Source organism: Novosphingobium sp. 17-62-19 (genome assembly GCF_002256775.1).
Classification (GTDB): domain Bacteria; phylum Pseudomonadota; class Alphaproteobacteria; order Sphingomonadales; family Sphingomonadaceae; genus Novosphingobium.
The window spans coordinates 20,110-46,258 of record NZ_NCII01000011.1 but is presented as its reverse complement, the minus strand read 5'-3'; the positions used below and the strand labels follow the sequence as shown (position 1 = coordinate 46,258).

Genomic DNA, 26,149 nt, shown 5'->3' with positions numbered 1-26,149 from the left:
CTCACACGGCATTACGTCACTTGTCATCTTTATAACAGGAAGGTCGGGAGGGCGTTGTGCAAGTCAAATGCAGGGCGCAATCGCACTCGTTGGGACGATACTTGTCAAGCGATGTGCATGTTCAGATAGAATTGCCGAATTTTCAATTGTTCCCTCGGTGACCGTGGCAGACTCATAACGCTGGTGATCAACCGTGCCATTGCCGCTGAGCCACAGAGCAAAACTGAAAGTTCCGGTTGTTTGCCCAAGCTATGCCTTGGCAACAAACCTCAATCCAGACTAGCACGAGGTCGGGGACACCACACGAATCAGGCCGAAACCAGCAGTCTTGCGGCAAAGGACGATTCGGACGTGGGTTTTTCCTCGACGCATTTCCAGCGTCAGACAGGGGATTTTTGGTGTTCTTGACCCAGCCAATGCGCCGCGGCGAACTTTGGGATGCTGCAAAAGCGTACAGGCGTGTATTCTTAGCGGTAATTGCAGCGAGTGCGGTTCTCAACGTCCTGCTACTTGGCGGGTCGTTCTACATGATGCTGATTTATGATTCGGTCCTGCCAAGTCGGTCCATTCCGACGCTTTTTGGTTTGCTCATCCTGCTCGCCGCCATTTACCTTTTTCAGGGTTATTTCGAGACAGTTCGGTCCGGCATGTTGGCTGATGTGGCGAACGCTCTGGATCGTCGTTTGTCCCGGCGTGTGCAGGATGCAATCTCCCAGTTGCGATTGCAGGGAAACCGCTCATTGGGCGATGGACTCATCCCGATGCGCGATCTGGAACAAGTGCGTGCGTTCCTGTCGGGCGGCATCGCCACGCTGATTGACCTGCCGTGGATCGTGTTCTTCATCGCGGTACTGTTTGCCCTGCACTTCTGGCTTGGCGTGACCACGCTGGTCGGCGCAGCTATCATTTTCTCGCTGACGATCTTCACCAACCGCACGATGCAGCAGCCATCATCGCAAGTCGCGCAACTGGCAGCGTGGCGCAACGGCGCCGCAGAGGCGAACCTTCGCCATGTCGAATTGCTTGCGGCGCTGGGAATGCGCGAGCGTATGCAGGAGCGGTTCGAAACGATCAACCAGCGCTATACCGGCACGCAGAACGCCCTGAACCGCACTGCTACGGCATTTACCGGCCTCAGCAAGATCCTGCGCCTTGCGCTGCAATCCATCATCCTCACCGTAGGCGCACTGCTGGTGATTGACGACCGCGCCAGCGGCGGGGTGATCTTCGCCGCGTCGATCCTGTCTGGACGCGCGCTCGCTCCGGTGGATCAGGCCATCGGCAACTGGAAGAACATGATCGCTGCCCGCAACGGTTGGCTTCGCTTGACCGAAATGCTGGACAAGGTTCCACCACCCGCCGAAGTGGCAACAACCCTTCCATCGCCGAAAGAACGACTTGAAGTCGAAGCACTGTTCGTAGCCGCGCCCGGAACGCAAGTTCCGATCGTCAACGGTGCCCGGTTCACTCTGGCTGCGGGCGATGCATGTGGCGTGATCGGGCCGAGCGGGGCTGGAAAATCCAGCCTTGGCAAAGCGCTGGTCGGGATCTGGCCCGCGCTGCGCGGGCACGTGCGGCTTGATGGCGGCGCACTCGATCAATGGAGTGAGACCGCGCGCGGACGTTTCCTTGGCTACCTGCCGCAAACGGTAGAGTTGCTGGAAGGCACCGTTGCCGAGAATATTGCACGCTTCGATCCCCGGCGCGAAAGCGATCCACAGGCTGTGTCGGAAGCCGTGATTGCGGCAGCACGAGCAGCCGGAGTCCACGATCTGATCACACACCTGCCGCAGGGGTATGACACCCCCGTCGGCCCCGGCGGTGATGTTCTGCCCGGAGGCCAGCGCCAGCGCATAGGGCTTGCCCGCGCGCTTTATGGCGATCCATTTCTGGTTGTGCTGGATGAGCCCAATTCGAACCTAGATGCTGAAGGCGATGCAGCCTTGGAGCAAGCAGTGGTGGCGATCCGCGCGCGTGGCGGGATTGCCGTGATCGTGTCACACCGCCCCGGCATTGTGGAACGCACCAGCCACGCCATGATCATGCGCGATGGGCAAGTTGCGGCATTCGGGCCGACCAGAGAGGTTCTCGCCAAATTGATTCCCGCAAAGCCAACCCCTGAACCTGCAAGAACCGGGGCCTGACATGCTGCAGAGCTTAACCACCGCCCCTGAAGCACCAACCGAGGTTGCCTACGATCCCGAGGCTGATGTCGAACGCAAGGTCCGCTCGGTCTCGATTGCACTGGCGGTATTGCTGGCCATCTTTGTGCTTGCAGGAATGTTGGTGCCGATCGGAGGCGCCGTCATCTCCAGCGGTCAGGTTGGCGTTGAATCCCACGTGAAGCGCATTGCCCATCCCAATGGCGGGGTAATCGCCGAAATCCTTGTCCGCAACGGCCAGCATGTCCGCAAGGGTGAAGTGCTGGTGCGCTTTGATGACAAGGTGACCGGGGCTGATGCGCAGTTCTCCAGTCTCAGTGTCGATCAAATGCTGGCCCAGCGCGCCCGGCTTGAAGCTGAACGGCTCGGTGCGCCAAGCATCCGGTTTCCCGCCGAACTCTCACGCGGTGATCCGATTGCTGCCAAGGCCATGGCAGACGAAGAAAAGCTGTTCCGCATTCGGCAGTCCGAGCAAGCTGGCCTTGCCGCCCAACTCAACGCCAGGATCGCGCAATATGGTCAGCAGATCGCTGCACAGCGCTCGCAGATTCGCAGCCTTGAAAAGCAGTCGGTACTGATAGAGCCTGAGCGCAAGGGCGTGCGTGAATTGTGGGAGCAGGATCTCGTCACGATCAGCCGCCTGAACCAGCTTGAACGCACCGCTGCCGACATCGAAGGCAACATCGGCGCGATGCAGGCCGCCATTGCAGAGGCGCAGGCCCGTATCACCGAGGCGCGCCAGCAGATCATCCAGCTTGGCGAAACGCGCCGGTCCGAAGCTGGCACCCAGCTAGCCCAGCTCAACTCAGTGCTCAACCAGCAGCAGGTGCGCAGTGTGTCGGCAGGTGATGCACAGGACCGCAGCCTTGTGCGAGCACCCTACGACGGTGTGGTCGACAAACTGGCGTTCAACACCATCGGTGGCGTCGTGCGTCCGGCTGAAGTGATCATGGAGATCGTGCCGGATAGCGACACTCTGCTGGTAGAAGCCGCCGTCGCCCCGATGGACATCGATCGCGTGCGTGATGGCCAGACCGCACGCATCCGCTTTACCGCGTTCAGCAACACGGCCACGCCCGAAATCACCGGCAAGGTGGTGTTCGTTGCAGCGGACCTCACCACCAACGCTGAAACCCAGGCCAGCTTTTACCCGGCGCGCATTGCCATCGATCAGGCCGAACTCAAACGCTATCCTGAACTGGCGCTCAAACCCGGTATGCCCGCCGAAGTGTTCATCGAGACCGGCGACCGCATGATGATTTCGTACATCACCAAACCCCTGCGCGATCAGTTCGCCCGAGCCTTCCGCGATGATTGATGTGCGTTGGCTAATGCTGGGTGTTTCCGCAGCCTTGTGCGCTGCGCCAATTGCTCATGCGCAGGAGGAAATGCCCGTACGCGAGGATGCAGCGCCACAGCCGGTGACCCGGCTCGAAGAAGCACTTGCGCTGGCCTATGAGGGCAACCCCAATCTGCTCGCCCAGCGCGGTGTGCTCCGCTCCACCGACGCACTCTATCCCGGCGCGCGTTCGGCCTACGGTCCGCAGGTGAACCTTGAAGGGCGGCACCAGTTCGCGTGGGACCGAACCCAGCAGCAAAGCGGAAACTACGCAGCGATTGATGGCTTTGCCTCCACGGCCGCGCTGGTGTTCACGCAGCCGCTATTCAGCTTTGGCCGCCGTTTCGCTTCCGAGCAATCGGCACTGGCGCAAATAGATCTTGGCCGCAACCAGTTGCGACTTGCCGAAGCGCAGACAATGTTCACGGTGATCCGCGACTACGTGTTCCTTGTGCGTGACCGCGCAGTGGCCGATATCAGCACCGAGAACCTCGAACTGCTCGACCGCCAACTTTCTGCCAGCGCCGCCCGGTTCAAGGTGCGCGAAGTGACTTCGACAGACTTGCAGCAGGTGGAAACGCGCGTCGCCGTCGGTCGCGCGCAACTGCTCAATGCGCAGGGCGGTGTGGGGGCGAGTGAATCGCGCTTTCTGCAAAGCGTTGGCGCGCTGCCCGGCACACTTGCCCCGCCCCCGCCGCTTGATCCCGGCGTCGCAACCCTCGACGAGGCCTATGCCATTGCCGAAGCGGAGAGCGCATTGATCCGCGCAGCCAGCGCCCGCGAAAAGGCCTCACGTGCCGAACTCGCCGCCGCCCGCGCCGAACAGTACCCCAGCGTATCATTGCAGAGCAGCGGCGCTTACGGCACCGTCACGCCCTATTCCAACAGCCGCCGCACCACCGAATTGCGCTCGGCCATCGTCGTCGGCATTCCACTGGTCGATGGCGGCAACCGCCGCGCCCGAATAGAAGGCGCAGAGCAGGCCAACGATGCCGACTGGCGACTGCTGGATGCCGCACTGCGCGATACGCGGCAGTCTGTGGCCGAAGCATGGAACAACTGGCGCGCCGCTGGCCAATCGGTCGAACACTTCCGCATGGCCGCAAAAGCAGCACGCAAGGCCTATGACGGCGCTGTGATCCAGGAAAAGGCGGGTGCGCGCACCACGCTCGACGTGCTCGATCTGGCGCGTGATCTGCTGAACGTGCGGACCAGTTATGTCAGCGCGATGGCAAACGAATATCTCGCCCGCGCCTCGCTCCTTGCCGCCATGGGCCGCTTGGAAGCGCCGCTGCTCTTGCCCGACATTCGTCGCTACGATCCCGAAGGCAACTTCCGCAATCAGCGTTGGCGTGGTGACTTGCCACTGATCACCACGATCCTGTCAGGCATCGATTCCATCCCGGTGCGCGATCTGGAAACCGACCGGGCCTATCGCGATGCCGCCGCTGACCTACGCAGCGGCAACACGGTGCCCGCCGCTCAGCCCTGATTATTCCAGACAAGCGGCAACGACGTGCAGGCCCCCACGTTGCCGCCTTTCATCGCCACCGCTTTGCCTGGGGCAAGCGTGAATTCGGGCATCCCGCCCAACCATTCGCGCAAGAACATGATCACTTCCATTCGCGCCAACCCTGCCCCCACACAGCGATGCACACCGACGCCCATCGTTGTGTGGCGGATTGGCGTGAGGCCGCGATCAAAGCGCACCTCTTCGGGCACTTCAAAGCAGGCAGGATCAAGGTTGTGCAACACGCTTGGCAAGTAGACGAGATCGCCCGCACGGATCGTAACGCCGTCAATTTCGACGTCTGTCACCGCATTGCGGCTCACCGCGACGGTCGGATAACGCCGCATAAGCTCGTCAGCCGCATCTGGGATGAGTTCAAGCCGCTCGCGCAACAACCGCTGGTCGTCAGGGTGCCGCGCGAGATGCAGCGCAACCATGCCGATCATAGCCGCCACCGTATCAAGCCCACCGAACAGCAGATTTCGGCACATACGCCGTGCCTCATCCTCGGTCCACGCCCTGCCATCGACAGGTTCTGACAGGATACGGCTGAACAGATCGTCACCCGGCTCCGCCAATCGCTTCTGGATGAACGGCCAGAGGTAATCATCCGCCGCCTGGCGAAGTTCATCGACGGACATGGAACCATCTGGCCGGGTAAGCTGCACACCCAGTTTGCGCAAAGCAGGCCGATCTTCCCGCGGCACATCAATCAACGATAGGAAGATGTTGAGCGGCAAAATCTCGGCAAAATCTGCAACGAATTCGCATTCCCCGCGCGGACGCAAACCTTCCATCAGTTCACGTGCCACTGATTGCACTTTCGGCTCCAAAGCCACGACGAAGCGCGAGGCCAGCCCCTTCATCACCGGCATCCGAAACGCCTTGTGCTCGGCCCCATCTTGCTGAAGTGGAATGAATCGCATGACGTCACCGAGCCCTGGCGTGACAGCAAGGCACTCACTCGAAAGCCGCTCGGCATCCGCCCACAACGCCCGCACCACATCGCCGCGTGCCGCGATCCAGTGCCCGCCGTTTGCCGTTGTCCACACCAGGCCCGGTCCATCCAGCAAGCTTGTCCAAGACGCAAAATAGTCTTCTTCCACGCCCGGCGGGTTGAAGAGGTCAAAATCAACCACGCGATCTGCCGGTACGTGTGCCGGAATATCGACCATCGTTGCCATTGCCTGCCCCTAATCTGTTTGATCGGCAGGCTACCCGTGTGAGAGCGCGGTGAAACTGCGCTTTATGGCAGGAGCAGGCTCGAATCCCCGTAGCTGTAAAACCGATAGCCCTGCCTGATTGCATGGGCATAGGCCGCCTGCATCCGCTCTAGCCCCATCAGCGCCGAGACCAGCATAAACAGCGTGGACTTGGGCAGATGAAAGTTGGTCATCAACCCGTCGATGGCCCTGAAGCTGTAGCCAGGCGTGATGAATATCGCCGTATCGCCTGAGAACGGCCGGATGACCTTGTCCTCACCTGTGGCGCTTTCCAGCAGACGCAGTGATGTGGTGCCGACTGCGATCACACGGCTGCCCGCAGCGCGCGCAGCGTTGAGGCGGTCTGCTGTTGCCGCATCAATCGTGCCCCATTCGGCGTGCATTTGGTGGTCTTGCGTATCCTCAACCTTGACCGGCAGGAATGTGCCCGCCCCCACATGCAGCGTCAGCGTCTCGCTCCGCACTCCGGCCGCAGCAAGTGCATCGAGCAAGCTGGGCGTGAAGTGCAATGCAGCGGTAGGCGCAGCAACAGCGCCGTCCTTGGCTGCAAACATGGTCTGATAATCCTCGCGATCCTGCGCATCGGTGGGGCGCTTACCAGCGATGTAGGGCGGCAAGGGCATCTGTCCGGCGCGCTCTAGCAGCACCTCAACCGGCTCATCTCCGGGGAAGAACAGCGTCCAACTGCCATCGGGCAATCGGCGTTCGGCCTGCGCGGTCACGCCTGCGCCGAATTGAATTGTATCGCCTACGCGCAGCCGTTTGCCGTTGCGCACGAATGCCTGCCAGCGGCGCAGATCGATCCGCTTGTGCAGTGTCGCACCTATGCGCGCCTCTCCGCGCTGACCTTCAAGCTGGGCCGGGATCACCCGCGTGTCGTTGAACACCAACACATCGCCGCGGTTCAGCAGCGATGGCAAGTCAAGCACGCCCTGATCACGGAACGGGCCATCCCGCTCTATGCCAAGCAGGCGTGCGGAATCGCGAGGGCGCGCTGGTCGCAGCGCGATGTTTTCAGTCGGAAGCTCAAAATCGAAGATGTCGACACGCATGGGCGCGCCCTAGCGCCAAACCGCTGCCAACGCGACCCCAGTCAGTACCAGCAAGATCAGTTCGACGAAGAGTTGCTCAGCATGTCAGCGGTAAATGACTTCGTTTCCGTTTGCGGCGTGATCACCGGTGCAGGCTTGTTGTCTGCCGCGATGGAGGCCTGAACAATCTTGGTCGGATTCGCAGGTGGTTCGCCACGCGTGATCGAATCAACATTGTCCATTCCCGCGATCACACGACCGAAGTTCGTGTATTTGTGATCGAGCGCAAATCGCGGATAAAACACGATAAAGAACTGGCTATTGGCCGTATCGGGTTCGTTGGTCCGGGCCATCGAAACCGTGCCACGCAAATGCGGGACCGCATTGAATTCAGCCTTCAGGTCAGGCAGCTGCGATCCGCCCTGCCCGGTACCTGTCGGGTCACCGGTTTGCGCCATGAACCCATCGATCACGCGGTGGAAGATCACACCATCATAAAAACCTTGGCGAACCAGTGTTTTGATCCGGTCGATATGGGAAGGCGCCCATTCCGGCATCAGACGAATAGCCACACGGCCACCGTTCGACAGGTCGAGATAGAGAATGTTTTCGCGGTCAACACTCTGGTCAGCGTTGACCACATAGTTGACAGGCTTGGGCGCGGCTTCAGTAGCCTCGCCCTTGGTGTCTTGAGCGAGAACCGGGGAAGCCGTCAGGGCAGCGCCGAGCGCAAGTGCGGTGAGAAAGCGCGAAACCATGAAAACGTTGAACTCCGGGTTGCGTGAAGCGCCGATAGGCTGCTCGCGCTGTCGCTGCAATGAACGATTCTGGGAACGATTGCCGATTGTTGCTGCGCAATGCGCTTAATAGTCGCCCAAACGGCCTTTCTGCTCAACCCTGACAACCACTTCATCACGGATTGTTGGCGTTACGAAGTCGGCAATCTCGCCCCCGAACAGCGCAATTTCCTTCACCAGCTTGGAAGCGATGGGTTGCAGGCTGACATCGGCCATCAGAAACACTGTCTCGATCTCTGCATCGAGCTTCTGGTTCATGCCGGCCATTTGATATTCATATTCAAAGTCCGCCACAGCGCGAAGGCCACGCACGATCACACTGGCCCCCTGCGCCCGTGCAAACTTCATCAATAGCGCGTTGAAGCCAACGACCTCGACATTGTCGATCCCCTGATCGGCCACTTCGCGCGTAACCATGTCCATGCGCTCTTCCGGCGTGAACATCGGGTCTTTCGAAGGGTTTGTCGTCACACCAATAATCAGCTTGTCGACCAGCTTTGCGCCGCGACGGATGATATCGAGATGGCCCAATGTGATCGGGTCAAACGTGCCCGGATAGACGCCGATACGCTGCGCCATCAGTGATTCCTCTCCACAATAAAGCGCGCCAATTCGCGCAGCAGGTCGGCCTCAGGGCCATAGCTTGCCAGATGCTGCACTGCCTGATCGACCAGCATACGCGCCTGTTCGCGGGCACGCTCCGGCCCTAGCAGTGACAGAAAGGTTTCCTTGCCTTGTGCTTCATCCTTGCGCAGCGCCTTGCCGGCCGCAGCTTCATCGCCTTCGGCATCAAGCAAGTCATCGGCAATCTGGAAAGCAAGTCCGATATCACGCGCGTAACCGCGCAGATGAGTACGCGCCTCAAGCTGTACTTTGCCCAGAATTGCGCCCATTTCCACCGAGGCAGACAGGAGCGCGCCGGTTTTCAATTGCTGCAACCGCGTCACCGTCTGCAAATCAAAGCTCGAAGTTTCGGCCACAATGTCCATCATCTGACCGCCACACATACCGTTCAACCCGCTTGCGGTGGCGAGCGTGCGGAGCAGTTCGATACGCGTAAACGGATCACCGCTGGTGGCTGGATCGGACAGAACTTCGAACGCGAAATCGTGCAGGGCATCGCCAGCCAGCACCGCCGTCGCATCGTCGAACGCCAGATGCACGGTCGCCTTGCCATGGCGCAGGGCATCATTGTCCATGCATGGCAGGTCATCGTGAATCAGCGAATAGACGTGGATCGCCTCGATCGCAGTGCCGACGCGCACCGCTGCTTCACGCGATACGCCGAACATGCTTGCGGTGGCGCAAACCAGCAGTGGCCGCACGCGCTTACCCCCGCCAATCGTAGCGTAGCGCATTGCCTCGACCAGTCGATCGCGCGGATCGCCCGGCACCGGCAGCAACAGATCAAAGCTGTTGTCGATTTCCTCGGCAATCGCCTTCAGCGCAGGCTTCAGCAGACCGGTTTCAGCCGCCATCTGGCCTCGCTCAACCCTGGGTTTCGTCAATTGGGCGCAAGCCTTGCGGCTTGCCGTCCCGGTCGGCCACGATGGCCTCGATTCGCGCTTGAGCCGCATCGAGCCGAGCCTGACAATGTGCGCGCAATGCATCGCCACGCGCATACAGATCGATCGATTCATCCAGCGGAGCATCCCCGCTTTCGAGCCGCCGCACGACGTTTTCGAGGTCCTTCAGCGCTTCTTCGAAGCTCAGGCTGGCAATATCAGGTCCGGTTCCCATAGGGGCAGCATTGACGGCGCGCAGGGGTGTGGTCAAGCTTCGATCCGTAGCAATCGCAGCAGATTGGCATCAGGAGAGTTTGCGCCCATGCAATATGTTATCGCCTATATCGGTGCTGCGGTGGTATTCGGTGCGCTTGATGCCGTCTGGCTGGGGTGGGCCGGATCAAAGCTTTATCGCCCGGCGTTGGGAAATCTTCTGGCCGATCAGTTCCGCCTTGCCCCGGCGCTGGTGTTCTACGCGCTCTACCTTGCCGGAATGGTGTGGTTCGCAGTCCGCCCCGGCCTCACGCAAGGTCTTGGTGCAGCGGCTCTCAACGGCGCGATTCTCGGCGCCATGTGCTATATGACCTACGACCTCACCAGCCAGGCGGTCATGGCCCGCTGGCCGGTTCATGTTACAGTGATCGACGTTATCTGGGGCACATTTGCGACAACCATCGCGGCCACTGCGGCAACATGGATCGCGCTCAAGTTTGCAGGTTAACACTAGCCCTTTTGCGCGCGCATCGCTAAGGCGCGCGCTATGTCCGAGATCACCGCAGATGTCGTCGCCGCCCACGGCCTGTCCGAAGAAGAATACCAGCGCGTTCTGAACGCGCTCGGTCGTGAACCGAACCTTGTCGAACTCGGCATCTTTTCGGTCATGTGGTCAGAGCACTGCTCTTACAAGTCGAGCCGAATTCACCTCAAGAAGCTGCCCACCAGCGCTCCGTGGGTGATCTGCGGCCCCGGCGAGAACGCGGGTGTGATCGACATCGGCGATGGGCAAGCCGCCATCTTCAAGATGGAAAGCCACAACCACCCTTCGTACATCGAACCTTATCAGGGCGCGGCCACGGGCGTCGGCGGCATCCTGCGCGATGTGTTCACGATGGGTGCGCGCCCGGTGGCGAACATGAACGCGCTGCGTTTCGGCCGCCCCGATCACCCCAAGATGAAGCATCTTGTTCAAGGCGTCGTTGCGGGCATCGGCGGCTATGGCAATTGCGTCGGCGTGCCGACCGTCGGGGGTGAGACCAACTTCCACCCCGCCTACGATGGCAACATCCTCGTCAACGCAATGACCGTGGGCGTGGCCGAGCAGGACAAGATCTTCTATTCCGCCGCCACGGGTCTCGGCAATCCGATCGTCTATGTCGGCTCGAAGACCGGTCGCGATGGTATCCACGGCGCTACCATGGCCAGCGCAGATTTCGGCGAGGATTCGGAAGCCAAGCGGCCCACCGTGCAGGTGGGCGATCCCTTCACCGAAAAGCTGCTGATCGAGGCTTGCCTTGAGCTGATGGCGACCGATGCCATCGTAGCCATTCAGGACATGGGCGCAGCCGGTCTCACCTCCTCGTCGGTCGAAATGGCCACCAACGGTAAGGCCGGCATCATTCTCGACATGGACAAGGTGCCCTGCCGCGAAGAGGGCATGACGCCTTATGAAATGATGCTGTCGGAAAGCCAGGAGCGGATGCTCATGGTGCTCAAGCCCGGCAAAGAGCCGATGGCCGAAGCGATCTTCAAGAAGTGGGAACTGGACTTTGCCGTGATTGGCGAAGTTACCGACACAGGCCACATGGTGCTGAAATTCAAGGGCGAAACCGTCTGCGACATCCCGCTCGGCCCGCTGGCAGAAGATGCGCCGCTCTATGACCGCCCTGCCTTGAGCCTTGCGGAATATAAGGCGTGGGCCAACGTCGCGCCTCTCGGCACCGTACCGCAAAGCACGGATCTCGGCACTGACCTCGTCAAGCTTGTCGGCTGCCCCGATCTCGCCAACCGCCGCTGGATTTTCGAGCAGTACGATTCGCAGGTTGGCGCAGACACGTTGCAGAAGTCGGGCGGCGATGCTGCGGTCGTGCGCATCCACGGCACGCAAAAGGCTCTGGCGATGAGCACCGATTGCTCACCCCGCTATTGCTATGCAGACCCGTACGAGGGCGGCAAACAGGCCGTTGCCGAAACCTTCCGCAACATCTGCGCGGTTGGCGCGCGTCCGCTCGCCATCACCAACTGCCTGAACTTCGCCAACCCCCAGCGGCCGGAAATCATGGCCCAGATTGTCCACGCGCTGGACGGTATGGGCGATGCCTGCCGCGCGCTCGACTACCCCATCGTCTCGGGCAACGTCTCGCTCTACAACGAATCGAAGGCCACGGGCGGCGGCTCGGCCATCCTGCCCACGCCTGCGATAGGCGGTGTTGGCCTGATGCTCGATCATGAAGTCATGGCCACGATCCCGTTCAAGGCGGAAGGCGAAGCGATCTTCGTGATCGGCCAGAACAACGGCCACCTTGGCCAATCGCTGTGGCTGCGTGAAATTCACGGTCTCGAAGCGGGTGAAGCTCCCAAGGTCGATCTCGCGGCCGAACGCCGCCACGGTGAATTCGTGCGGGAGCTGATCGCCCAAGGCAAAGTTAGCGCCGTTCACGACGTGTCAGACGGCGGCCTGCTTGTCGCACTGGCCGAGATGGCGATGTCCAGCGGCATCGGCTGCCAGCTTGAAGAAATCGGCGACCAGTTCACCGCATTCGGCGAAGATCAGGGCCGCTACATCGTGACCAGCGCCGTGGCTGACACCATTCAGGCCGCCGGTATCCCTATGACCCGCATCGGCACCACCGGCGGCAATGCCGTATTCGGCCCCGGCTTCTCGGTTCCTATCGCAACCCTGCGCGAAGCCAACGAAGCCTTCTTCCGCGACTGGATGGAAGGCTAAGCCTACCACCGCGCACTGCGAGCCCCCGCGAAGGCGGGGGCCTCAGGCGGTTTATGCTAGCGCTCCTTAACAACCCTGAGGCCCCCGCCTTCGCGGGGGCGCAGCGCCGATTTTCAGGTTAAGCCGCCAGCTTCACCGCGGCACTCTTGCCCAGCAAATCGTAGGGATCAACGCCCCGCTCACGCCAAATCGCATGGGCATCGTGGTAATGCACCGCAGGCGTGATGTTCAGCCGCTTGCGCACATCTTCAATCGGCAGCGGCAGAAGTTCGGTAATCGCCTGCTCGCAAAGCCTCGGACAGGCTTTGCCCAGCTTCTGCCCCTCGCGCACCGCGCGCAGCACCGGCGCGCTGCGCTTCGTCTGCTTGTTGATGTTCAGCCCGGCCATATATCCGATGAACAAGTGCGCAGGGCTTGGCTGCTGGCTGTAGGTGAACGCCAGCACGCAAGCCTCACCCAGCGCATCGCGTCCATAGCCGGTCAAAACATGAAGCATATCATGCACATCACGCATACGGTTGAGATACCACTTGAACTGGTCTTCAAACTCTTCGAAGCCACTGGAGCGCGTAAACCGGTCGAACTCGTCTACCAAACCCTGCGCGCTCAACCCTTCGCGTTCCATGAAATCGCAATAGGCGTGCGCCAGCGAACCCTTGGGCGTCAGCCGCAACGCAGCATGATCGTCCAGAATCGCCGGGAGATAAGGCTCCCTCACCCGCAACGCCTGCCCGCGCTCGCTACGCAGGAAATGCTCTGCCGATGAACGCAGGTTGCGCCACGGCAGCGATTGGAAGATGTGAAACACCTCTTCAGTGTTTTCCTTATCCTTCAGCAGGTTCTGAAAGTGATGCCATGCCTTCAGTGGCCTGAGCTTCATCTCTGGGCGACGCTCATCATAGATGGGCAGGTCGGCATGGATCGTACCGGTCATAGCATTCACGGCGATTCTCCCAGACGTCTTTCGGACGCAATACTAACAGTTCTGTAAATAGATCGTCAATTGCCTGTCCGGCAAATGCGCTTGCCCCTTGGTCGCACACGGTGCATCCTGCTTTGTGTAAATGGGGGATCGCATAAATATGGCCCGAAAATGGCCCACAGCGTTTGGTCTTGTGGCCGCGCTTCTGGCGCTTGCCGCCGGACTTCAGCTTGGCGGCAGCACACTCGAACAATGGCAACTCGCCGCGAGGTGGACCGCTCGCGTCGGTTTCCCGATCTTCCTTGCGACCTATCTCGCCTCATCGCTCTACAGCGTCTACCCCGCCCCGTGGAGCCGCGCGCTTGCGCGTGACCGGCGCTGGTGGGGCCTCGGCTTTGCCGCCAGCCACACTGTGCATCTGGTCGCACTGATCATGGCAACGAACCTGAACCCCGAACCGCGCACGGTGGCATCGCTGATCCCTGGCAGCATCGCCTACATCTTCATTCTGCTGATGGCCCTCACCTCCAGCAAAACCGCCATGCGCACACTCGGCCGCAACTGGAAACGTCTGCATAGCACCGGCATCCACGTGATCTGGCTGATCTATACGCTGGCCTACGCCAAACGCATTCCCGTTCCCGATACGCGTGCCATCGGGATCACCATGACGACGCTGGCCATCACCGCACTGATCATCAGGCTGGCCGCGCGCCGCAATCGCGTGGTCCCAGCGTTCGCCTGATCAGTCGAGCACCCAATCCTCACGCGGCACGCCCAGCAGTGACAGAATAGCCGTCAGGTCACCCCGGTCGATCCACCCGTTCGCGGCAGCACGCGCCTTGGGCTTGGCGCGATAGGCGATGCCAAAGCTTGCAGCCTCAATCATAGGAATGTCGTTCGCGCCATCGCCAGTGGCAAGGCTGAATACACCCTCGCCCAGTCGTGCAGTTTCCTCCAGCAGCACCTGCTTCTTGACCGAACTGTCCACGATCCCGCCAGCCAGTCCGCCCGTCAGCACGCCGTCATGCAGGCCAAGTCGGTTGCCCACCACCCGGTCAAAGCCGAGCAGGTCCGCCACAGGATCGGCAAATGAATGAAACCCGCCGGTTACCAGGACGGTATGGCATCCCCGCGCCTTCAGCGTTGAAACCAGTGTCCGCGCACCTGAAACCGGGCGAATGCGCTCATCTAGACACTGCGTTATCGCGGTTTCGGGCAAGTCCTTGAGCAGCCCCACACGCTCACGCAGCGCGGATTCAAAGTCCAGTTCGCCCTGCATCGCCCGCTCGGTGATCGCAGCAATACGCTCCTTCAAACCGGCAAAATCGGCCAGTTCGTCGATGCATTCCTGACCGATCATGGTCGAATCCATGTCCGACACGAACAGCCGCGGAATTTCGATCAGTCCTTCGGCCAGCAGCAAATCGCTTGTCGGAAAGCACTGATCGAGGATCTGGCGGATAGCAGCAGGGTCACCCTCCACCACTTCCAGTTCCAGCACATCGTCGCAGGTGTCGAGCATTCCCGCGCCCGCCACTTCCCAATCGCGCGCCTCGATCATTTCCATCGCAAGTGAGAGATTTTCACCAAGCGTTTCCGGGTCTGCTATCAGGCGCGCGATGATCAACGAAGAATCCTTCCAGAGCGAAACCAATGCGGCTGCAAAGCCAAGAGTGGCGCTAATCGCAGGGCCGACCGCCAGCGGCAAGAGCGATCTGGCAGTAAAACTCGCCTTGCACACGATTGCGCAAGGGCGTGACGCCGTCATCATCAATGCCGACAGTGCGCAAGTCTATGCCGACCTCCGGGTGCTCAGCGCACGCCCCTCGGACGAAGAAATGCAGGGCGTGCCTCACATCCTGTTTGGCGCATGGGACGGCGCACAGGCCTGTTCCGCTGCCGATTGGGCCAATGCGGCAAAGCACGAAATTGCCCGCGCTCACGCCTCCAAAGCCTTGCCGATCCTCGTCGGCGGCACCGGCCTCTATATCAACACCCTCCTCAACGGCATCGCCCCAGTGCCCGAGATCAACCCCATAGTGCGTGAAGCAGTGCGCGCGCTTCCAGTGGCCGATGCCTACATCGCGCTTCAGATCGAAGACCCTGACCGCGCCGCCCTGCTCGCACCTGCTGACGCCCAACGCATCACCCGCGCTTTGGAGGTGGTGCGCTCAACCGGCCTCCCGCTCGCCCACTGGCAAAAGCAGCGCAGCGGCGGCATCGGTGATGACATCACCCTCTCTCCAGTCATCCTCATGCCTGAACGCAACTGGCTCTACCACCGTTGCGACTTGCGCTTCGAACTGATGTGCCAAGCCGGTGCTATTGATGAAGTGGCAGCCTTGCTTGCGCGGAACCTGCCCGATTCGCAGCCCGTCATGCGCGCCATCGGCGTGCCGGAAATCACGTCATACTTGCGCGGCGATTTCACGCGCGAACAGGCAATCGCCGCAGGCCAGCAGGCCACGCGCAACTACGCCAAGCGGCAATACACCTGGCTGCGCAACCAGAATCCAGGCGACTGGCCACGCTTTGCGTACGAAAATTCCATTGACATGGCCCATATCGTAAGTTTATTGCGCATATAGCTGCTTGACGCCACCTTTTGTGTCAAGTAACAGGCCGTCAATTGCTTGATCCACATTCGTGTCGATCAAGCTCCCGTTTAGGGAGAGACGGCCCGGCGCAGCTAGTCTGTAGCCGGGCCGATATTTTTTGTTTTTCCGGCGTGGCATCGGGTCTATCGGGCCTCCACGCGAAAAAGGGTGAAGTAACGTGACAACCGAGCGCAGCGGCGCCGAGATTCTGGTCGAAAGCCTTGTCGCCAAGGGCGTCGAATTCGTGTTCGGCTATCCCGGCGGCGCGGTATTGCCGATCTACGATGCGCTGTTCGGCGATGAACGTATTCGTCACATTCTTGTGCGGCATGAAGCTGGCGCAGCTCACGCGGCTGAAGGCTATGCCCGCGCGACCGGCAAGCCCGGCGTTGTGCTGGTCACTTCCGGTCCCGGTGCAACCAATGCTGTTACCGGCATTGCCGATGCCTTCATGGATTCGATCCCGATGGTGGTCATCACCGGACAGGTCCCCACCGGCCTGATCGGTTCCGATGCGTTTCAGGAAGCTGATACCGTCGGCATTACGCGCCATTGCACCAAGCACAACTATCTGGTGAAGGACCCCTCGCAGCTCGCCGCCACAATCGACGAGGCCTTCCGCATCGCCACCGAAGGCCGCCCCGGCCCGGTCGTGATCGACATTCCCAAGGATGTGCAGATTGCGCTGGCCACTTGGACCGGGGCAGCCCCCCAACAGCGGAATCGCTACACTCCACAGACCGCAGGCGGCGCAACCGAAATCGCGCAGGCAATCGACATGATCGCCAAGGCCAAGGCTCCGGTTTTCTACACCGGTGGCGGCGTGATCAATTCGGGACCGGAAGCCACGCGCCTGCTGCGTGAACTGCAAGAAATCACCGGCGCCCCGGTCACCTCCACACTGATGGGCCTTGGTGCATTTCCCGCAGACCATCCGGCATGGCTGGGGATGCTGGGAATGCACGGCACCTACGAAGCCAACCTGTCGATGAATCAGGCAGACCTGATCATCTGCGTCGGCGCCCGCTTCGATGACCGCGTCACCGGCAGGCTCGATGCCTTCGCGCCCAACAGCAAGAAGATCCACATCGATATCGACCGCGCCTCCATCAACAAGACCGTGGCAGTTGATCTGCCCGTCATCGGCGATTGCGGCAAGGTTCTGGCGCAGTTGATCGACGCTTGGCACCAGCGCGGTTACAAAGCGCAGGACCTATCGGCATGGAACGCCCGCATCGAAGGCTGGCGTGGCCGCAACAGCCTCGCCTATCCGCGCAAATCGAAGGCGATCATGCCGCAATACGCGGTAGAGCGCCTTTATGAGCTGACCAAGGCGCACGAACCGATCATCTCCACCGAGGTCGGCCAGCACCAGATGTGGGCGGCACAGTACTTCCACTTCATGAAGCCCAACAAGTGGCTCACCTCGGGCGGCCTCGGCACGATGGGCTATGGCCTGCCCGCCGCCATCGGTGCGCAGGCGGGCTTCCCCGATGCACTGGTGATCGACATTGCAGGCGATGCATCGATCCAGATGAACATTCAGGAGCTGGGCACCGCCACGCAGTATCGCCTGCCGGTCAAGGTGTTCGTGCTCAACAACGAATGGATGGGCATGGTCCGCCAGTGGCAGGAACTGACCTACGAAAGCCGCTATTCGAACTCCTATTCGGACAGCTTGCCCGATTTCGTGAAGCTGGCCGAAGCCTATGGCTGGAAGGGCATCCGCATCACTGATGAAAGCGAGCTGGACGCAGGCATTCAGGCAATGATCGATCACGATGGCCCGGTCTTCGTCGATTGCCTCGTCGCCAAGGAAGCCAACTGCTTCCCGATGATCCCAAGCGGCGCCGCACACACCGACATGATCCTCTACGGCGATGAAGTGGCCGGCACGATGGACGACGAAGCCAAAGCGCTGGTCTGAGGAACCGAAAAATGATGCACATTCCGCAGGAGGCGCAAGAGCGCCACGTCCTCACCATCACCGTCGATAACGAAGCGGGCATTCTCGCCAAGATCGCCGGGCTCTTTACCGCGCGCGGCTACAATATCGACAGCCTGACCGTGGCCGACATTACCGACGGCCATGACGTCAGCCGCATCACCATTGTTACGCACGGCCCGCCCCCGGTGATCGACCAGATCCGCGCACAGCTGGAACGGCTCGTGCCGGTCCACAAGGTCACCGATCTCACCGAGATTGGTCCGTTCGTGGAACGCGAACTGGCACTCGTCAAAGTTTCTGGCAAGGGCGAAAACCGCGTTGAAGCGCTGCGCCTGGCCGATGTGTTCCGCGCCAAGGTGGTCGATACCACGACATCCAGCTTCGTTTTCGAACTGACCGGCGCGCCAGACAAGATCAACAGCTTCGTCTCGCTGATGAAGGAGCTCGGCCTTGTCGAAGTTGGCCGTACCGGCATCGTCGGCATGATCCGCGGCGCGACTGCTGCCTGAAATCCTAACCGCTCATCCACTCACGAAATCACTACAGATTGGGAACGAAATGAAGGTCTATTACGACGCAGACTGCGATCTGAACCTCATCACCGACAAGAAGATCGCCATCCTCGGCTATGGTTCGCAGGGCCACGCCCACGCACAGAACCTTCGTGATTCGGGCGTCAAGGACGTGGCCATCGCGCTGCGCCCCGGCTCGGCCAGCGCCAAGAAGGCCGAAGCTGCAGGCTTCAAGGTTCTCGCCAACGCCGATGCCGCTGCATGGGCCGATGTGCTGATGATCCTCGCGCCTGACGAGCATCAGGCCGCCATCTACGCCGACGATCTCCACGCCAACCTGAAACCCGGCGCTGCGATTGCGTTCGCCCACGGCCTGAACATCCACTTCGGCCTGATCGAACCGCGCACCGATATCGACGTAATCATGATCGCCCCCAAAGGCCCCGGCCACACCGTGCGCAGCGAATACCAGCGCGGCGGCGGCGTACCCTGCCTGATCGCGGTGCATCAGGACGTGACCGGCAACGCGCATGACGTAGGCCTCGCCTATGCGTCGGGCGTTGGCGGTGGCCGTTCGGGCATCATCGAAACCAACTTCCGTGAAGAGTGTGAAACCGATCTGTTCGGCGAACAGGCCGTGCTTTGCGGCGGCACCACCGCGCTGGTTCAGGCCGGGTTCGAAACGCTGGTCGAAGCTGGTTACGCACCGGAAATGGCCTATTTCGAATGCCTCCACGAACTGAAGCTGATCGTTGATCTGATGTATGAAGGCGGGATCGCCAACATGCGTTACTCGATCTCGAACACCGCCGAATACGGCGACATCAAGACCGGCCCACGCATCATCACCGAAGAAACCAAGAAGGAAATGAAGCGCGTTCTGGCCGACATCCAGTCGGGCCGCTTCGTCAAGGACTTCGTGCTTGATAACCGCGCTGGCCAGCCTGAACTGAAGGCCGCCCGTGGCCTTGCCCGTCGCCACCCGATCGAAGAAACGGGTGCTAAGCTGCGTGCGATGATGCCGTGGATCGGCGCGAACAAGCTGGTCGACCAGACGAAAAACTGAAAACGGTTCGACTCGAACCAGTGCTTTGCAAAAAAGGGCGGCTCTCGGGCTGCCCTTTTTTCCGTTAAACCACAATTGCTTCTGCGAACTGCCCTATCGCATCGACGAATGGAGTGGACGCCGACGCACCAATCGGTAGAGACCGAAACGGTGTGATCTACGTCACAAGGTAAAAACATGCGCAAACGGGTCATCATAGCCGTAACAGCGGCATCTGCATGGGTTGGAATCCCCGTGCAAGGTCTGTCCGCCATGTCCGGCGCAGATCTTGCGCAGCCGCCTGCGTCCCCCACGGCCACGTCCAGCGCCGCCTCCGCACCCGATACATGCAACATGCGCCAGGCCAAACGCTTCACTGGCATAGTTTACAAGCGGCAGGTCCACGAAGACCTTGCCCGGGCCATTCTGCACAACCGCATCAGGCTGATCCGCCCCGGCTCGGTCATCACGCAAGACATGCGGCCTGATCGGATAAATCTGATACTGGACGATGCCGGAAAGATCATGACCATCCGTTGCGGCTAAACCGGTTACTTTCCGCAACGCACGAAATCCCGCTTGTGCCCCCCGCCCGGCTTTGGCATCCACAGGTCTTCCTACCCCTCAGGAGATCCCCCCATGTCCAGCCTCATCCGTATGCCGCGTGCGCTCAAGATCGCGCTTCCGCTCGCCCTCGCCGCCGCAGCAGCCCCGATGGTTGCCCAGATGCCCGATGTGCCAGGCAAGGCTGACAAGACCCGCGTCACCGCTGGCACCTACACCGCCGATGCAGGTCATTCGCTCGTCGCGTGGAAGGTCAACCATTTCGGTTTCAACGATTATTTCGGTATTTTCGGTGATGTGGCCGGCACGCTGGAAATTGACCCCGCCAACCCTGCTGCTGCCAAAGTCTCGGTCAATATTCCCGTATCGAAAGTCGTCACTGCCAGCGCCGGGCTGACGAGCCACCTGCTCAAGCCTGCGGCCGATGGCAAACCCGCTGATTTCTTCGGCGCAGCGCCTGCCGACGCCACTTTCGTCTCCACCAGCGTCGCCCCCGGCGCCGATGGCATGAGCGCGAAGATCACCGGCGACCTAACGCTCAACGGCGTAACTAAGCCCGTCACTATCGACGCCACCTTTGCAGGTGCGGGCACCAACCCGTTCAGCAAGGCGGCCACAGTAGGCTTCCACGGCAAAGCCACGATCAAGCGGTCAGACTTCAACGTGAAGTACGCACTGCCCTTCGTCTCTGACGACGTGACGCTCGACATCACCGCCGCCTTCGAAAAGAAGTAAGACCCTATCGCATAAGCCCAAACGCAACCCGAAGCTCTTTCACAAAGGCTTCGGGTTGCTCCCAGGCGGCAAAGTGCCCGCCCTTGGCCAACTCCCCCCAATGAACCAGCTTCGGGCAATGGCGCTCGAACCATTTGCGCGGGGCCGGGATGATCTCCTTGGGAAAGACGCTCGCCCCCACCGGCAGCGGAATGTCCTTGGGCACGAAGCTGGCAATGCTCTCCCAATAGAGTCTTGCTGAGGATGCTCCCGCTGCTGTCAGCCAATAGAGCATCAGATTGTCGAGCATGTCTCCACGGCTCAGCGCGTCTTCGGGCGCACCGTCATTGTCGGTCCACGCCCACATCTTCTCGTAAAGCCATCCTGCCAGCCCCACTGGTGAATCGACAAGGCCATAACCCAACGTTTGCGGTCGCGTGGCCTGCTGCTTGGAATAGCCTGAATCCCAGTCGAGATAGTGCTGCATCTTCATCAGCGCCAGCGCCTCGTCAGGGCTTGGCGCGGCCAGATCTTCGGGCAGCGGCTGGGCAATCGGCATGTTCAGGTGAATACCGGCGCAACCCTCCACCTGCTGCACCGCAATCGAAGTCGTCACGGCCGCACCCCAGTCACCCCCTTGCGCAAACCAACGATCATAGCCGAGCCGCCGCATAAGCTCGCCCCAGCTTTGCGCAATCTTCTCCACACCCCAGCCCTTCACTGCGGGCTTTCCAGAGAATCCGTATCCGGGCAGGCACGGAATCACGACATGAAACGCATCCGCATTTGTCCCGCCATGCGCCTCAGGCTGCGTCAACGGCGCGATGCAGTGGCGGAACTCGAGGATCGATCCTGGCCAGCCATGCGTCAGCACCAGCGGCTTTGCTTCGTGATGCGCTGATCGCACATGCAGGAACCGGATCATTACGCCATCAATCTCGGTCTCGAACATACCCCAGTCGTTCAGCATCCGCTGACAGGCATACCAGTCATATTCGTTGCGCCAGCAGCCTACAAAGTCCTGCAAGGCTGCCAGCGGAGCACCCTGTGACCAATCGTCCACCGTCTCCTTCTCAGGCCAGCGTGCCATGTCGATCCGCCAATTCAGGTCATCGATCGCCGACTGGGGAATATCGACTACGAATGGCGCAACAGTCATGCAGGCTCTCCCTTTTCCGTTGCAAACATTCTGGACAAGCGCGCCGCGATTCACCATAGGCTTGTGTTATGATTGCTCGACTGGATGTTACCCTGCGACTTATCCGCCCTTGGGCGTGAGCTGACGCGTCGGTCCTTACCGGTGCGCACGGCGCCCAGGGGATGAAGCATCGCAAGCGGCAAAATCCAGATATTTCGAGTGTAACTTCATGACCATGCTCAAGAACCCTTCGGCCAAGTATCGCCCGTTCCCGCAGATCGATCTGCCGAACCGTCAATGGCCAAATCAGAGAGCCGGTTCTTCGACCTGCTGCTGAAAGTCGGCCTCAAGGAAATCGAGGTCGGCTTCCCTTCGGCGGGCGCTACCGAGTACGATTTCATTCGCGGCCTGGTCGATGCCGGGCGCATCCCCGATGACGTGTTCGTGCAGGTTCTCACCCAATCGCGCGAAGATCTGATCAAGACCTCGTTCGAAAGCCTTGCCGGCGCCAAGCAAGCCATCGTCCACGTGTACAATGCAGTTTCGCCGCTGTGGCGGCAGGTCGTGTTCGGCATGGACCGGGCAGACGTGCGCAAGATCGCGCAGGACGGCGCAAAGTTCCTGCGCGATCAGGCCGCGCGTTTCCCGCAGACTGACTGGCACTTCGAATATAGCCCGGAGACATTCTCCACCGCCGAACTCGATTTCAGCATCGAATGCTGCGAAGCGGTGATGGAAATTCTCCAGCCTACGGTCGAAAAGCCGATCATCCTCAACCTGCCCGCCACGGTAGAGGCGGCCACGGCCAACATCTATGCGGACCAGATCGAATATTTCTGCCGCAACTTGCCGAACCGGGATCGTGCGGTAATCTCGCTGCACACCCACAACGATCGCGGCACCGGCGTTGCTGCTGCCGAACTCGGCCTGATGGCTGGCGCAGACCGCGTGGAAGGCTGCCTGTTCGGCAATGGAGAGCGCACCGGCAACTGCTGCCTCGTCACAGTCGGCCTGAACTTGTACACGCAAGGTGTTGATCCTGAACTGGATTTCTCGGACATCGATGAAGTGATCCAGACGGTTGAATACTGCAACCAGTTGCCAGTCCACCCGCGCCACCCCTATGGCGGCGAACTGGTGTTCACCGCGTTTTCGGGCAGCCATCAGGACGCCATCAAAAAGGGCTTCGCCGCCGCTGAACAGCGCAATGACGAACTTTGGGCGGTCCCCTACCTGCCCATCGATCCGGCGGACCTTGGTCGCAGCTACGAAGCGGTGATCCGCGTCAATTCGCAGTCTGGCAAGGGCGGTTTCGCCTGGGTTCTTGAACAGGATCAGGGCCTCAAGCTGCCCAAGAAGATGCAGGCCCACTTCTCGCGCCACGTGCAGGAACTGGCCGATGAACTGGGTCGCGAACTGCAAGCAGCTGATATCTGGGGCGTCTTCCGCAAGGCCTATCGCCTCGATGCGCCACAGCACCTGCAACTGGTCGAATACGATGAAACGCGCGGATCAGACGGCACGCGCATCTTCGCAGGCAAGATCGAAGTCGATGGCAAGGTGCAGACCGTCTCCGGCCGCGGCAACGGCCTCATTTCCTCGGTGGTCGCCACGCTCAAGGACGGCTTCGACGTGGACATCGACGTAACCGACTATACCGAGCACGCAATGGGCGCAGGCAGCAACGCCCGCGCCGCTGCCTATGTCGAATGCAAAACAGCCGATGGCCGCACCATCTGGGGCGTCGGCATTGACGAGGACGTTGCAACTGCGTCAGTCCGCGCCGTCCTCAGCGCAGCTAACGCGGTCGGTTAAAAAGAAAGATTGTTTCGCGCAGAGGCGCAGAGTTCCGCAGAGACCGTTGCCCTGCGCCGCAGGCACCATAAGCCGCAGCCAGCGTCTGGACAGTTTGTCGGCTTCGCCGATTTGCCCACCCGCCCTGCGATCTCTGTCTCCTCTGCGCCTCTGCGCGAAACCCACTTCCTATTACGCAATTTCAACCGCCCGCTTAAATCGCACTTGCCGCCATCAACCGATGCGCCATAGTCCCCACTCGTCCGCAAGAGGCGCAAAAAGGGACAGGACATGGCCGAAGAAGCGATTCTCGAACCCGATCTGCCGATCATCGATCCGCACCACCACTTGTGGGACTTGCGCCCGCTGATCGGCGCGTTTTCTGAACCGCGCCACCCGTTCCTCGAAACGCTGACGCACTCCGCCTATTACACCTTCGACCAGTTGCTCGCCGATGCGCGCGGTGGCCACAATGTTGTCGGCACGGTGTTCATGGAATGCGGCGCTTTTTATCGCGCCGGAGCCGATCCAGCGATGAAGCCGGTGGGCGAAGTGGAATACGTCGGCGGTGTGGCTGCGCAGGGCGCCAGCGGCCTCTATGGCAATTTCCGCCCTTGCGCGGCGATCATCGGCCACGCAGACCTGATGCTTGGAGACGGCGCAAGACCGGTCCTTGAGGCCTTGACCGCGGCTGGAAACGGCCGGTTTCGGGGCATTCGTCATCAGGCTGCGTGGGATGCCGACCCTGCATTGCTCGGTCCTGCCTTCCACATCCCTGCGCATGTCTATCTGTCAGACCAGTTCCGTTTGGGCTTTCGGCATCTGCGCGAATTGGGCCTCACTTTCGACGCGTGGCTGCTTGAACCGCAACTGGGCGATCTTCTTGATCTCGCCCGCGCCTTCCCCGATCAACCGATCTGCCTTGATCACTGCGGCAGTCCGCTAGGCACCGCCAGCTACCACGGCAAGCTGCACGAACGCTTTGATATCTGGCGCGAAAACATCCGCACCATCGCGCAGTGCCCCAATGTAACGATCAAGCTCGGCGGCCTTGCCATGGCATTCTGCGGCCTGCCCGAACAAGGTCCGATGGCTGGCCTGTCGTCCGAAACGCTGGCTGGAATGTGGCGGCCCTATATCGAAACCTGCATCGAAGCCTTCGGCCCGGATCGCGCCATGTTCGAAAGCAACTATCCGGTCGACAAATGGGGTGCCAGCTACAACACGCTATGGAACACCTTCAAACGCCTCGCGCAAGGTGCGTCTGACGTTGAAAAACGAGCACTTTTCGCAGGAACCGCAGCGCGGCTCTACGGCATCGAGGAACTGCTCACCTGAACCCCTTTGACAAGCGCTGCAGCTTGGAATAGCCATTTAATCATGTGATTAAACTTCCTTGAGAAGGACCGGAACCGGATGCCCTTGCCTCCCCTTTTCGCCAACTTGCGCTTGCCCGTCATCGCCTCGCCACTGTTCATCATTTCCTGCCCGGAACTCGTGATCGCGCAGTGCAAGGCCGGGATTGTCGGGTCTTTCCCGTCGCTTAATGCGCGCCCGATCAGCCAGTTGGACGAATGGCTTCACCAGATCACCGAAGAACTGGCCGCCCACAACCGCGCCAACCCGGATCGGCCCGCCGCGCCCTTCGCCGTCAACCAAATCGTCCACAAGACCAACAACCGTCTGGATGAAGACATGGCGATGTGCGCGAAATGGCAGGTGCCCATGCTGATCACCTCGCTCGGCGCGCGCGAAGATGTCTATCAGGCAGCCCACAACTGGGGCGGCATCGTGCTGCATGACGTGATCAACGATCGCTTCGCCCACAAAGCCATCGAGAAGGGCGCAGATGGCCTTATTCCGGTCGCAGCGGGCGCAGGTGGACACGCAGGCGCGCAATCGCCCTTTGCGCTGATGCAAGAAATTCGGCAGTGGTTTGACGGCCTGGTCGCGCTATCCGGCGCGATTGCGCATGGCCGATCTGTCCTTGCAGCTCAGGCACTTGGTGCAGACTTTGCATACATTGGTTCAGCTTGGATCGCTACCGAGGAAGCCAACGCCAATGCCGCCTACAAACAGTCCATCGTCGACAGCGGCGCCGATGATATCGTCTATTCCAACCTCTTCACCGGCGTCCACGGCAACTACCTGCGCTCCTCCATCGTCAATGCCGGACTGGATCCTGACAACCTACCTGTCAGCGATCCCAGCGCTATGAATTTTGGGTCAGGCGGCAACACCGAGGCAAAGGCGTGGAAGGACATTTGGGGATCAGGGCAAGGTATCGGCGCGGTCAAGGCAGTCGAATCGGTCGCGGTTCGGGTCGATCGGCTTGAGGCGGAATATCGATCTGCTGCAGAGGCGCTTTCGGGCAACTCCGCGCCCTTTTTGAAGTAACTTG

23 protein-coding genes and 1 pseudogene are annotated in these 26,149 nt (G+C 60.6%); 15 read left to right on the top strand and 9 right to left on the bottom strand.

Annotated elements, in window-relative coordinates; genetic code table 11:
• The first annotated feature begins 251 nt into the window (after nt 1–251).
• The 3 genes from B7X90_RS03255 (at nt 252) to B7X90_RS03245 (ending at nt 4,993) form a co-directional block, all read left to right on the top strand.
• A complete protein-coding gene (locus B7X90_RS03255; RefSeq protein ID WP_366409659.1) occupies nt 252–2,144 on the top strand; it encodes a type I secretion system permease/ATPase in 1,893 nt (630 codons plus the stop codon).
• 1 nt (nt 2,145) lies between these two features.
• A complete protein-coding gene (locus tag B7X90_RS03250) occupies nt 2,146–3,480 on the top strand; it encodes an HlyD family type I secretion periplasmic adaptor subunit (RefSeq protein WP_292621620.1) in 1,335 nt (444 codons plus the stop codon).
• A gap of 70 nt (nt 3,481–3,550) precedes the next feature.
• Complete coding sequence (locus tag B7X90_RS03245) at nt 3,551–4,993, top strand: TolC family outer membrane protein (RefSeq protein ID WP_292621619.1); 1,443 nt, start codon at nt 3,551–3,553, stop codon at nt 4,991–4,993.
• Here B7X90_RS03245 and B7X90_RS03240 read toward each other — a convergent pair.
• The 6 genes from B7X90_RS03240 to B7X90_RS03215 all read right to left on the bottom strand — a co-directional run bounded on the left by B7X90_RS03240 (nt 4,984) and on the right by B7X90_RS03215 (nt 9,802).
• Entirely contained in the window at nt 4,984–6,195 is a 1,212-nt protein-coding gene (locus tag B7X90_RS03240) for a cytochrome P450 (RefSeq protein ID WP_292621618.1), read from the bottom strand. The two genes, B7X90_RS03245 and B7X90_RS03240, sit on opposite strands and share 10 nt — an antisense overlap.
• A gap of 62 nt (nt 6,196–6,257) precedes the next feature.
• Complete coding sequence (queA, locus tag B7X90_RS03235) at nt 6,258–7,286, bottom strand: tRNA preQ1(34) S-adenosylmethionine ribosyltransferase-isomerase QueA (RefSeq protein ID WP_292621616.1); 1,029 nt, start codon at nt 7,284–7,286, stop codon at nt 6,258–6,260.
• 56 nt (nt 7,287–7,342) lie between these two features.
• Nucleotides 7,343–8,023: a peptidylprolyl isomerase gene (locus B7X90_RS03230; RefSeq protein ID WP_292621643.1), complete on the bottom strand. Its 681-nt coding sequence runs from the start codon at nt 8,021–8,023 to the stop codon at nt 7,343–7,345.
• A gap of 105 nt (nt 8,024–8,128) precedes the next feature.
• Entirely contained in the window at nt 8,129–8,641 is a 513-nt protein-coding gene (gene coaD, locus B7X90_RS03225) for a pantetheine-phosphate adenylyltransferase (RefSeq protein ID WP_292621614.1), read from the bottom strand.
• A complete protein-coding gene (locus B7X90_RS03220) occupies nt 8,641–9,540 on the bottom strand; it encodes a polyprenyl synthetase family protein (RefSeq protein ID WP_292621612.1) in 900 nt (299 codons plus the stop codon). Before B7X90_RS03220 ends, coaD begins: the two co-directional genes overlap by 1 nt.
• A gap of 10 nt (nt 9,541–9,550) precedes the next feature.
• Nucleotides 9,551–9,802, bottom strand: a complete 252-nt coding sequence (locus B7X90_RS03215) for an exodeoxyribonuclease VII small subunit (protein WP_292621642.1) — start codon at nt 9,800–9,802, stop codon at nt 9,551–9,553.
• 87 nt (nt 9,803–9,889) lie between these two features.
• Here B7X90_RS03215 and B7X90_RS03210 point away from each other — a divergent pair, with 87 nt between their 5' ends.
• A complete protein-coding gene (locus B7X90_RS03210) occupies nt 9,890–10,288 on the top strand; it encodes a DUF2177 family protein (protein WP_292621610.1) in 399 nt (132 codons plus the stop codon).
• A 39-nt stretch (nt 10,289–10,327) separates the two neighbouring features.
• Nucleotides 10,328–12,511 carry a phosphoribosylformylglycinamidine synthase subunit PurL gene (gene purL, locus B7X90_RS03205; RefSeq protein WP_292621609.1) on the top strand — a complete coding sequence of 728 codons (2,184 nt, stop codon included), beginning with the start codon at nt 10,328–10,330 and terminating at the stop codon, nt 12,509–12,511.
• A gap of 118 nt (nt 12,512–12,629) precedes the next feature.
• Here the strand turns inward: purL and B7X90_RS03200 are convergent, their stop codons facing one another.
• Entirely contained in the window at nt 12,630–13,445 is an 816-nt protein-coding gene (locus B7X90_RS03200; RefSeq protein ID WP_292621640.1) for a Coq4 family protein, read from the bottom strand.
• Between the two features lie 148 nt (nt 13,446–13,593).
• On the opposite strand from B7X90_RS03200, the gene B7X90_RS03195 reads away from it, so the two are divergent.
• Nucleotides 13,594–14,178, top strand: coding sequence for a hypothetical protein (locus B7X90_RS03195; protein WP_292621607.1), 585 nt, complete (start codon nt 13,594–13,596; stop codon nt 14,176–14,178).
• Here the strand turns inward: B7X90_RS03195 and serB are convergent, their stop codons facing one another.
• Complete coding sequence (gene serB / locus B7X90_RS03190) at nt 14,179–15,063, bottom strand: phosphoserine phosphatase SerB (RefSeq protein ID WP_292621605.1); 885 nt, start codon at nt 15,061–15,063, stop codon at nt 14,179–14,181.
• Here serB and miaA point away from each other — a divergent pair.
• The 6 genes from miaA (at nt 15,056) to B7X90_RS03160 (ending at nt 20,837) form a co-directional block, all read left to right on the top strand.
• A complete protein-coding gene (gene miaA / locus B7X90_RS03185) occupies nt 15,056–16,024 on the top strand; it encodes a tRNA (adenosine(37)-N6)-dimethylallyltransferase MiaA (protein ID WP_292621603.1) in 969 nt (322 codons plus the stop codon). The two genes, serB and miaA, sit on opposite strands and share 8 nt — an antisense overlap.
• A gap of 187 nt (nt 16,025–16,211) precedes the next feature.
• Nucleotides 16,212–17,960, top strand: a complete 1,749-nt coding sequence (gene ilvB, locus B7X90_RS03180; RefSeq protein WP_292621601.1) for a biosynthetic-type acetolactate synthase large subunit — start codon at nt 16,212–16,214, stop codon at nt 17,958–17,960.
• Between the two features lie 14 nt (nt 17,961–17,974).
• Nucleotides 17,975–18,490, top strand: a complete 516-nt coding sequence (ilvN, locus tag B7X90_RS03175) for an acetolactate synthase small subunit (RefSeq protein WP_292621638.1) — start codon at nt 17,975–17,977, stop codon at nt 18,488–18,490.
• Nucleotides 18,491–18,539: 49 nt separating this feature from the next.
• On the top strand, nt 18,540–19,559 hold the full coding sequence (ilvC, locus tag B7X90_RS03170; RefSeq protein WP_292621599.1) for a ketol-acid reductoisomerase: 1,020 nt from the start codon (nt 18,540–18,542) through the stop codon (nt 19,557–19,559).
• Between the two features lie 252 nt (nt 19,560–19,811).
• Nucleotides 19,812–20,084 (top strand): I78 family peptidase inhibitor, encoded by a 273-nt coding sequence (locus tag B7X90_RS03165; RefSeq protein WP_292621596.1) that lies wholly within the window; start codon nt 19,812–19,814, stop codon nt 20,082–20,084.
• Nucleotides 20,085–20,177: 93 nt separating this feature from the next.
• Nucleotides 20,178–20,837, top strand: a complete 660-nt coding sequence (locus B7X90_RS03160) for a YceI family protein (protein ID WP_292621594.1) — start codon at nt 20,178–20,180, stop codon at nt 20,835–20,837.
• Between the two features lie 4 nt (nt 20,838–20,841).
• Here the strand turns inward: B7X90_RS03160 and B7X90_RS03155 are convergent, their stop codons facing one another.
• On the bottom strand, nt 20,842–21,975 hold the full coding sequence (locus tag B7X90_RS03155) for an epoxide hydrolase family protein (RefSeq protein WP_292621590.1): 1,134 nt from the start codon (nt 21,973–21,975) through the stop codon (nt 20,842–20,844).
• Between the two features lie 208 nt (nt 21,976–22,183).
• Between B7X90_RS03155 and leuA the strand changes: the two are divergent.
• The 3 genes and pseudogenes from leuA (at nt 22,184) to B7X90_RS03140 (ending at nt 26,145) form a co-directional block, all read left to right on the top strand.
• Nucleotides 22,184–23,769, top strand: a pseudogene (gene leuA, locus B7X90_RS03150) (2-isopropylmalate synthase).
• 270 nt (nt 23,770–24,039) lie between these two features.
• Entirely contained in the window at nt 24,040–25,086 is a 1,047-nt protein-coding gene (locus B7X90_RS03145; RefSeq protein WP_292621589.1) for an amidohydrolase family protein, read from the top strand.
• Nucleotides 25,087–25,164: 78 nt separating this feature from the next.
• Nucleotides 25,165–26,145, top strand: a complete 981-nt coding sequence (locus B7X90_RS03140; RefSeq protein ID WP_292621587.1) for a nitronate monooxygenase family protein — start codon at nt 25,165–25,167, stop codon at nt 26,143–26,145.
• Nucleotides 26,146–26,149 lie beyond the last annotated feature (4 nt).

Excerpts from the sequence above, each read along its gene's own strand:
- B7X90_RS03255 (WP_366409659.1), top strand. The coding sequence starts at position 252 with ATGCCTTGGCAACAAACCTCAATCCAGACTAGCACGAGGTCGGGGACA.
- B7X90_RS03250 (WP_292621620.1), top strand. The coding sequence starts at position 2,146 with ATGCTGCAGAGCTTAACCACCGCCCCTGAAGCACCAACCGAGGTTGCC.
- B7X90_RS03245 (WP_292621619.1), top strand. The coding sequence starts at position 3,551 with ATGCCCGTACGCGAGGATGCAGCGCCACAGCCGGTGACCCGGCTCGAA.
- B7X90_RS03240 (WP_292621618.1), bottom strand. The coding sequence starts at position 6,195 with ATGGCAACGATGGTCGATATTCCGGCACACGTACCGGCAGATCGCGTG.
- queA (WP_292621616.1), bottom strand. The coding sequence starts at position 7,286 with ATGCGTGTCGACATCTTCGATTTTGAGCTTCCGACTGAAAACATCGCG.
- B7X90_RS03230 (WP_292621643.1), bottom strand. The coding sequence starts at position 8,023 with ATGGTTTCGCGCTTTCTCACCGCACTTGCGCTCGGCGCTGCCCTGACG.
- coaD (WP_292621614.1), bottom strand. The coding sequence starts at position 8,641 with ATGGCGCAGCGTATCGGCGTCTATCCGGGCACGTTTGACCCGATCACA.
- B7X90_RS03220 (WP_292621612.1), bottom strand. The coding sequence starts at position 9,540 with ATGGCGGCTGAAACCGGTCTGCTGAAGCCTGCGCTGAAGGCGATTGCC.
- B7X90_RS03215 (WP_292621642.1), bottom strand. The coding sequence starts at position 9,802 with ATGGGAACCGGACCTGATATTGCCAGCCTGAGCTTCGAAGAAGCGCTG.
- B7X90_RS03210 (WP_292621610.1), top strand. The coding sequence starts at position 9,890 with ATGCAATATGTTATCGCCTATATCGGTGCTGCGGTGGTATTCGGTGCG.
- purL (WP_292621609.1), top strand. The coding sequence starts at position 10,328 with ATGTCCGAGATCACCGCAGATGTCGTCGCCGCCCACGGCCTGTCCGAA.
- B7X90_RS03200 (WP_292621640.1), bottom strand. The coding sequence starts at position 13,445 with ATGACCGGTACGATCCATGCCGACCTGCCCATCTATGATGAGCGTCGC.
- B7X90_RS03195 (WP_292621607.1), top strand. The coding sequence starts at position 13,594 with ATGGCCCGAAAATGGCCCACAGCGTTTGGTCTTGTGGCCGCGCTTCTG.
- miaA (WP_292621603.1), top strand. The coding sequence starts at position 15,056 with ATGATCAACGAAGAATCCTTCCAGAGCGAAACCAATGCGGCTGCAAAG.
- ilvN (WP_292621638.1), top strand. The coding sequence starts at position 17,975 with ATGCACATTCCGCAGGAGGCGCAAGAGCGCCACGTCCTCACCATCACC.
- ilvC (WP_292621599.1), top strand. The coding sequence starts at position 18,540 with ATGAAGGTCTATTACGACGCAGACTGCGATCTGAACCTCATCACCGAC.
- B7X90_RS03165 (WP_292621596.1), top strand. The coding sequence starts at position 19,812 with ATGTCCGGCGCAGATCTTGCGCAGCCGCCTGCGTCCCCCACGGCCACG.
- B7X90_RS03160 (WP_292621594.1), top strand. The coding sequence starts at position 20,178 with ATGTCCAGCCTCATCCGTATGCCGCGTGCGCTCAAGATCGCGCTTCCG.
- B7X90_RS03155 (WP_292621590.1), bottom strand. The coding sequence starts at position 21,975 with ATGACTGTTGCGCCATTCGTAGTCGATATTCCCCAGTCGGCGATCGAT.
- B7X90_RS03145 (WP_292621589.1), top strand. The coding sequence starts at position 24,040 with ATGGCCGAAGAAGCGATTCTCGAACCCGATCTGCCGATCATCGATCCG.
- B7X90_RS03140 (WP_292621587.1), top strand. The coding sequence starts at position 25,165 with ATGCCCTTGCCTCCCCTTTTCGCCAACTTGCGCTTGCCCGTCATCGCC.